Source organism: Streptomyces mesophilus (genome assembly GCF_011044995.1).
Classification (GTDB): domain Bacteria; phylum Actinomycetota; class Actinomycetes; order Streptomycetales; family Streptomycetaceae; genus Streptomyces; species Streptomyces mesophilus.
In genome coordinates this window covers 1-7646 of sequence record NZ_JAAKZW010000316.1, presented here as the reverse complement: position 1 = coordinate 7646, position 7646 = coordinate 1, and the positions used below count along the sequence as shown (strand labels likewise).

Below are 7646 nucleotides of genomic sequence, written 5' to 3'. Positions count from 1 at the left end.
GTCCGGGGCGAAGCCCCGGTTTCGGGAAGGGGCGGGTAGGGGAAATCAGCCCGCCGCAGGCGCAACCGGCCCGCACCCGGCGACGAGACCGCACCCTGTCCCCGTAACAAGTCCCAAAGGCCCCTCGGGGAATCCGTTCCCGGACCCCCGGCAGTACCCGAAAGGCAATCCACGTGTCGGAAGAACTCATCGCTCGCGCACAGGCCTGGCTCGCCGAGGATCCTGATCCGGAGACCCGTGAGGAGCTGGCCAAGCTCATCGAGGCCGACGACGTCGACGCGCTGGCCGAACGGTTCGCCGGGACGCTGCAGTTCGGCACCGCGGGCCTGCGCGGTGAGCTGGGCGCCGGGCCGATGCGGATGAACCGGAGCGTCGTCATCCGCGCCGCCGCCGGCCTCGCCGCGTACCTCAAGGCCAAGGGGCAGACCGGCGGGCTCGTCGTGATCGGGTACGACGCCCGGCACAAGTCGGCCGACTTCGCGCGCGACACGGCCGCCGTGATGACGGGCGCGGGCCTCAAGGCCGCCGTACTGCCGAAACCGCTGCCGACCCCCGTGCTCGCCTTCGCCATAAGGCATCTGGGCGCGGTCGCCGGCGTCGAGGTGACGGCCAGCCACAACCCGCCGCGGGACAACGGCTACAAGGTGTACCTCGGCGACGGTTCGCAGATCGTGCCGCCGGCCGACGCGGAGATCGCCGCCGAGATCGCCGCTGTCGCGGCGCTCGCCGACGTCCCCCGCCCCGAGAGCGGCTGGGAGACCCTCGGCGACGAGGTCGTGGGGGCGTATCTGGCGCGTACGGACGCCGTCCTGAAGCCGGGCTCCCCGCGCGGCGCGCGGACCGTCTACACGCCCATGCACGGCGTCGGCAAGGAGACCCTGCTCGCGGCCTTCGCGCGCGCCGGCTTCCCCGCCCCGGCCGTCGTGGCCGAACAGGCCGAGCCCGACCCGGACTTCCCGACCGTCGCGTTCCCCAACCCGGAGGAGCCGGGCGCGATGGACCTCGCGTTCGCCGCGGCCGAGCGCGAGCGGCCGGACCTGATCATCGCCAACGACCCCGACGCCGACCGCTGCGCCGTCGCCGTCCACGACGGCGCGAAGTGGCGGATGCTGCACGGCGACGAGGTGGGCTCGCTGCTCGCCGCGCATCTCGTACGGCGGGGTGTGAGCGGCGTCTTCGCCGAGTCGATCGTCTCCTCGTCGCTGCTCGGCCGGATCGCCGAGAAGGCCGGCCTCGGCTACGAGGAGACCCTCACCGGGTTCAAGTGGATCGCCCGGGTCGAAGGCCTGCGCTTCGGATACGAGGAGGCGCTCGGCTACTGCGTCGACCCCGAAGGCGTACGCGACAAGGACGGCATCACGGCCGCGCTGGTCGTCGCGGAGCTCGCCTCCGAGCTCAAGGAGCAGGGCCGCACCCTGCTCGACCTGCTCGACGAGCTCGCCGTCGAGCACGGTCTGTATGCGACCGACCAGCTGTCCGTACGGGTCGAGGACCTGTCGGTGATCGCGGACGCCATGCGCAAGCTGCGCGAGCAGCCGCCGACGGTGCTGGCCGGCCTCGATGTCGTACGGCGTGAGGACCTGAACGAGGGCACGGAGACGCTGCCGCCGACGGACGGTCTGCGGTACACGCTGGACGGTGCGCGGGTGATCGTGCGGCCGAGCGGCACCGAGCCCAAGCTCAAGTGCTACCTCGAGGTCGTCGTCCCGGTCGAGGGCGCTGTGGACGGTGTGCCCGCGGCCCGCGCGAAGGCCAAGGAACTGATCGCCGGCCTGAAGCGGGATCTGGCGGTCGCGGCCGGGATCTGAGGGCCGGGGACGACTGACGTCACGCAAGGGTGGGCTGCCGAGTGGCAGCCCACCCTTCGTACGTCTGACGGGTGATTCCTGGGCGGCAGTTGACCCAACCGACCCCCCGCCGGCCACCCGGCCGAGGAAGGGCTGACCGGAAGCGCACCATCGAGTCCAGGAGCCGCAGCCCGTGTCAGCGACCACCCAGGCACCGAACCGCAGCACCCTGACTGCTCCCTTGCCCGGGGGCTCCCTGCCGGCTTCCCGCCGCCACCCCGACGTACCGCGTCCGACGCGCGCCGCGGTGAACGCCCTGCGGTACGCGGCGCCCGCGCTCGCCGCCTACGCGGCCGTCCGCCTGACCGGGCTCGCCGTCCTGTGGGCCTGGGCGCACGCGGAGGGCGTCGGGGTGTGGCAGACCGTCGCCTCCGACTGGGACGCCAACTGGTATCTGGGGATCGCCGACCAGGGGTACGCGCGCGAGCTCGGCACCACGTACGACACCAACAACCTGGCGTTCTTCCCGCTCTACCCGGTCCTGGTCAAGGCGATCGCCGCGTTCACGCCGGGCAGCCGCGCCACCGTCGGGCTGGTGCTCGCCGTCGCCTTCTCCTTCGTCGCGGCCTGGGGTGTGTTCGCGGTGGGCGAGAGGCTGTACGGGCGGCGGGTCGGGGTGCTGCTCACGGTGCTTTGGGGTGCGTTCCCCGTCGCCGCCGTGCAGTGGATGGGGTACACGGAGTCGCTGTTCACGGCCTTCGTCGCCTGGTCGCTGTACGCGGTCCTGCGCGGCGACTGGCTGTGGGCCGGATCGCTCGCCGCCCTGTCGGGCCTGACCCGTCCGACCGGGGTCGCGCTGGCCGCCGCGGTCTCCCTGACGGCCTTGCTCTCGCTGCGGCGAGGGTTCCGGGGGCGCGCGCTCGCGGGCGCGCTGCTCGCCCCGCTCGGCTGGCTGCTGTACGTCGGCTGGGTGGGCCTGCGGCTGGGCCGCTGGGACGGGTACTTCGCGGTCCAGAAGCTGTGGCACAACGAGCTCGACGGCGGCGTGGAGACGCTGCGCATCGTGCGCCAGCTGCTCTTCTACGACTCGGACCCCGAGCTCTACCTCGTCATGGTCACGCTGGTGATGGCGGCCTGCGCGGCGCTCTTCGGCCTCTGTCTGCGCCGGCGCCAGCCGCTGCCCCTGCTCGTCTTCAGCGGCGTGCTGCTCGTGATCGTGCTCGGCTCGGGCGGCGTGTACTTCCCCCGGGCCCGCTTCCTGCTGCCGGGCTTCCCGCTGCTGCTGCCGCTCGCCCTGTACGTGGCGGGCCTGAAGTGGACGCGTGCCGCCCTGTTCGTGACGGCGGCGGTGCTCGGGTCCGCGTACTGCAGCGGCTACATGCTGCTTGTGTGGCCGAGCGCGCCCTGACTCCCCCGGACATACGTGTGGGCCCCTTGGTACGCGTACCAGGGGGCCCACACGTATACGGCGATCAGTAGGAGGACCCGCCCGAGCCCAGCGACCCCGTCGGGTGCCAGACCGTCTTGGTCTCCAGGAAGGGCGTCAGGCGCGAGGTGCCCGGGTCCGCCACCCAATCCACAGCCTGTGGACGAAGAACGCGCTTGAGGTTGTCGGCGGCCGCGACCTCCAGCTCCTTGGCCAGCTGCTCGTCCGCGCCCGCGAGGTCGATCGCGTTGACGTCCTGGTGCGCGGCGAGCGGGGTCGCGATCTCCGCCGTCCTGCCGGAGAGGATGTTGACCACACCGCCCGGGACGTCGGAGGTGGCGAGCACCTCGGCGAGGCTCAGGGCCGGCAGCGGACGGTCCTCGGACGCGATGACCACGGCAGTGTTACCCGTGGCGATCACCGGGGCGAGCACCGACACCAGGCCGAGGAAACTCGACTCCTGCGGCGCGACGATGGTCACGACACCGGTCGGCTCGGGCGAGGACAGGTTGAAGTACGGGCCCGCGACCGGGTTACCGCCGCCCACGATCTGGGCGATCTTGTCGGTCCAGCCCGCGTACCAGACCCAGCGGTCGATCGCCGCGTCCACGACCGCGCCCGCCTTGGCCTTCGACAGACCCTCGGCGTCCTGGACCTCCCGTACGAACTGGTCGCGGCGGCCTTCAAGCATCTCCGCGACGCGGTACAGGATCTGTCCGCGCAGATACGCCGTGGCGCCCGCCCAGCCGCCGAACGCCTTGCGCGCGGCGACCACCGCGTCACGGGCGTCCTTGCGGGACGAGAGCGGGGCGTTGGCCAGCCAGTTGCCCTTTGCGTCGTTCACTTCGTACACCCGGCCGCTCTCGGAACGAGGGAACTTCCCGCCCACGTACAGCTTGTAGGTCTTGAAGACACTGAGTCGCGTCGCATCAGACATCGAGGTAGGCCTCCAGACCGTGCCGGCCGCCTTCGCGGCCGAAGCCCGACTCCTTGTAGCCGCCGAACGGCGAGGTCGGGTCGAACTTGTTGAACGTGTTGGACCAGATCACACCCGCGCGCAGCTTGTTCGCGACGGCGAGGATGCGCGAGCCCTTCTCGGTCCAGATGCCGGCCGAGAGCCCGTACGGGGTGTTGTTGGCCTTGGCGACGGCCTCGTCCGGCGTACGGAACGTGAGGACCGAGAGCACCGGACCGAAGATCTCGTCGCGGGCGACGGTGTGCGCCTGGGTGACGCCGGTGAACAGCGTGGGCGCGAACCAGTAGCCGGTGGACGGCAGTTCGCAGGGCGCGCTCCAGCGCTCGGCGCCCTCCGCCTCACCGGTGTCCACGAGGGCGGTGATCCGGGCGAGCTGCTCGGCCGAGTTGATCGCACCGATGTCGGTGTTCTTGTCGAGCGGGTCGCCCAGACGCAGGGTGCTCAGACGCCGCTTCAGGCTGTCGAGCAGCTCGTCCTGGATCGACTCCTGGACGAGCAGGCGCGAGCCCGCGCAGCAGACCTGGCCCTGGTTGAAGAAGATGCCGCCGACGATGCCCTCGACGGCCTGGTCGATGGGGGCGTCGTCGAAGACGATGTTGGCGCCCTTGCCGCCGAGCTCGAGGGTGAGCTTCTTGTCGGTGCCCGCGAGGGCCCGGGCGATCTGCTTGCCGACGGCGGTGGAGCCGGTGAAGGCGACCTTGTTCACGTCGGGGTGCGCGGTCAGTGCGGCGCCCGCATCGCCGTATCCGGGAAGGATGTTGACGACGCCCTTCGGGAGACCGGCCTGGCGGCAGATGTCCGCGAAGAAGAGCGCGCTCAGCGGAGTCGTCTCGGCGGGCTTCAGAACGACCGTGTTGCCGGTCGCGAGCGCCGGGGCGATCTTCCACGCGAGCATGAGCAGCGGGAAGTTCCAGGGGATGACCTGGCCCGCGACACCGAGCGGCTGCGGGTTCGGGCCGTAGCCCGCGTGGTCGAGCTTGTCGGCCCAGCCCGCGTAGTAGAAGAAGTGCGCGGCGACCAGCGGCAGGTCCGCGTCGCGCGTCTCCTTGATCGGCTTTCCGTTGTCGAGGGTCTCCAGGACGGCCAGTTCGCGGCTGCGCTCCTGGATGATCCGCGCGATACGGAACAGGTACTTGCCGCGCTCCGCGCCAGGCAGCGCGGACCACTTGTCGAAGGCCTTGCGCGCGGCCTTCACGGCACGCTCGACATCCGCCTCACCGGCCCGGGCGACCTCGGAGAGGACCTCTTCGGTGCTCGGCGAGACGGTCTTGAAGACCTTGCCGTCGGCGGCCTCGGTGAACTCACCGTCGATGAACAGGCCGTAGGACGGCGCGATGTCGACGACCGCGCGCGACTCGGGCGCGGGTGCGTACTCGAAAGGGTTGGGCTTACGGGAAGTCATGGGGGATCAGTCCACCGTCACGTAGTCGGGGCCGGAGTAGCGTCCGGTGGCCAGCTTCTGACGCTGCATCAGGAGGTCGTTGAGGAGGCTGGAGGCACCGAAGCGGAACCAGTGGTTGTCCAGCCAGTCGGGTCCGGCGGTCTCGTTGACGAGCACGAGGAACTTGATCGCGTCCTTGGTGCTGCGGATGCCGCCCGCGGGCTTCACCCCGATCTGCACCCCGGTCTGCGCACGGAAGTCGCGGACGGCCTCCAGCATCAGGAGGGTGTTGGCGGGGGTGGCGTTGACGCCCACCTTGCCGGTCGAGGTCTTGATGAAATCGGCCCCCGCGATCATGCCGATCCAGGAGGCCCGCCGGATGTTGTCGTACGTCGACAGCTCACCGGTCTCGAAGATCACCTTGAGCCGTGCGGGGCCCGCGGCCTCCTTCACGGCGCGGATCTCCTCGTAGACCTTCATGTAGTCGCCCGAGAGGAACGCACCGCGGTCGATCACCATGTCGATCTCGTCGGCGCCCGCGGCGACCGCGTCCTTGGTGTCGGCGAGCTTCACGCCGAGGGCGGCGCGGCCGGCCGGGAAGGCGGTGGCGACGGAGGCGACCTTCACACCGGACCCGGCGACGGCGGCCTTGGCGGTGGCCACCATGTCCGGATACACGCAGACCGCGGCGGTCGTCGGCGTACCGCGGTCCGTCGGGTCGGGATGCACGGCCTTCGCACCGAGCGCGTGGACCTTGCCCGCCGTGTCGGCGCCTTCGAGGGTGGTCAGGTCGATCATCGAGATGGCCAGGTCGATGGCGTACGCCTTGGCCGTCGTCTTGATCGACCGCGTGCCGAGCGCGGCGGCACGCGCCTCGAGCCCGACCGTGTCCACGCCCGGCAGGCCGTGGAGGAAGCGGCGCAGGGTGGCGTCGGAGGCGGTCACATCGGCGAAGGGGGACTTGGCCGGGGTCGCGGCACTCTCCGTCTTCACGGACTTCACCTTCTTGTCGGCCTTGTCGACCTTGGCGGCCTTCTCGGCCTTGGCCGGCTTGTCTGACTTGGGGACTGGGGGCATGGTCACGAGGGGAGCATATCTACGCGCGTAGCGGCTTGTGAAGTCCTCGGCTCCGCAGAGCTTGCGCTCCGGCGTTACGTTCCGTTCGCACCCTTTGGCGCCCGTGGATGATTCCTCTTGGCGCCGGTGGAACATTCCCAGGCGATACGGATGTGACGGACGTGACCGCCGAGGTGGCCGCCGCCCCTGGGACGGGCTCAGGAACGCTGGGGCAGAATCGACACCATGAGCTCCCCCGACGAGTCCGAGACCCCCCGCCCCGAGCCGGCGGAGAACCGCGCATCGGCCGAGACCGCGACGCCGGACCGCGTGTTCCGTTCCGGCGCCGGGATCGCCGGCGGTGTCCTGCTGCTCGGCCTGGGCGGATGGCTCGGCGGGGACGCGCTGCTGCGCGGCAGCGGGATGGCGCCGTGGCGGGCCCTGGCCGCGCTGATCGCGCTGGCGCCGCTGGTGGTGGCCTTCACGGTGCGGCCGGCGGTGTACGCGAACAACCAGCGGCTCAAGATCCGCAATCCGTTCCGCACGATCGTCCTTCCGTGGGCGTCGGTGGACGACGTCAAGGCCGCGTACTCGTGCGAGGTCCTGTCCGGTGCCGAGAAGTACCAGCTGTGGGCCATCCCGGTGTCGCTGCGCGCCCGCAAGTCGGCCAACCGCCGTCAGGCCCGTGCCGCGGCGGCGGACCCGAGCGGCCGCACCTCGGCGCTCGACACACCGGACCGCTCCACCCGCGCCTCGGCCGACCAGGCGGTCGACGACCTCCGCGAGCTCGCGGAGCGGCACGGGCGGGAGGCGGGGGCGCAGGGTCCTGTCGAGGTCCGCTGGGCCTACGAGATCCTGGCGCCGCTGGTCGCGGGCACGATTCTTCTCGCGATCCTGGCGCTGGTGGGCTGAGTTTTTCGGTTGGTCCCGGGTGCGGTCTCGTTGCCGGGTGCGGGCCGGTTGCGCCTGCGGCGGGCCCGTTTCCCCTACCCGCCCCTTCCCGAAACTGGGGGCTTCGCC

General features: G+C 71.1%; 6 protein-coding genes. 3 read left to right on the top strand and 3 right to left on the bottom strand.

What is annotated here, in order from left to right; genetic code table 11:
- Positions 1-173: 173 nt before the first annotated feature.
- Both G6045_RS37785 and G6045_RS37780 read left to right on the top strand, forming a co-directional pair.
- Entirely contained in the window at positions 174-1808 is a 1635-nt protein-coding gene (locus tag G6045_RS37785) for a phospho-sugar mutase (protein WP_165336763.1), read from the top strand.
- Positions 1809-1980: 172 nt separating this feature from the next.
- Entirely contained in the window at positions 1981-3195 is a 1215-nt protein-coding gene (locus G6045_RS37780; RefSeq protein WP_408056415.1) for a hypothetical protein, read from the top strand.
- Between the two features lie 64 nt (positions 3196-3259).
- Here G6045_RS37780 and G6045_RS37775 read toward each other — a convergent pair whose 3' ends face one another.
- The 3 genes from G6045_RS37775 to deoC are packed head-to-tail and all read right to left on the bottom strand — an operon-like array spanning position 3260 to position 6647.
- Complete coding sequence (locus tag G6045_RS37775) at positions 3260-4150, bottom strand: aldehyde dehydrogenase family protein (protein ID WP_165336762.1); 891 nt, start codon at positions 4148-4150, stop codon at positions 3260-3262.
- Positions 4143-5591, bottom strand: a complete 1449-nt coding sequence (locus G6045_RS37770) for an aldehyde dehydrogenase family protein (RefSeq protein WP_165336761.1) — start codon at positions 5589-5591, stop codon at positions 4143-4145. Before G6045_RS37770 ends, G6045_RS37775 begins: the two co-directional genes overlap by 8 nt.
- Positions 5592-5597: 6 nt before the next feature.
- Complete coding sequence (deoC, locus tag G6045_RS37765) at positions 5598-6647, bottom strand: deoxyribose-phosphate aldolase (RefSeq protein ID WP_235968558.1); 1050 nt, start codon at positions 6645-6647, stop codon at positions 5598-5600.
- Between the two features lie 225 nt (positions 6648-6872).
- Between deoC and G6045_RS37760 the strand changes: the two genes are divergently transcribed.
- Positions 6873-7538, top strand: coding sequence for a PH domain-containing protein (locus G6045_RS37760; protein WP_165336760.1), 666 nt, complete (start codon positions 6873-6875; stop codon positions 7536-7538).
- Positions 7539-7646 lie beyond the last annotated feature (108 nt).

Excerpts from the sequence above, each read along its gene's own strand:
- deoC (WP_235968558.1), bottom strand. The coding sequence starts at position 6,647 with ATGCCCCCAGTCCCCAAGTCAGACAAGCCGGCCAAGGCCGAGAAGGCC.
- G6045_RS37775 (WP_165336762.1), bottom strand. The coding sequence starts at position 4,150 with ATGTCTGATGCGACGCGACTCAGTGTCTTCAAGACCTACAAGCTGTAC.
- G6045_RS37770 (WP_165336761.1), bottom strand. The coding sequence starts at position 5,591 with ATGACTTCCCGTAAGCCCAACCCTTTCGAGTACGCACCCGCGCCCGAG.
- G6045_RS37760 (WP_165336760.1), top strand. The coding sequence starts at position 6,873 with ATGAGCTCCCCCGACGAGTCCGAGACCCCCCGCCCCGAGCCGGCGGAG.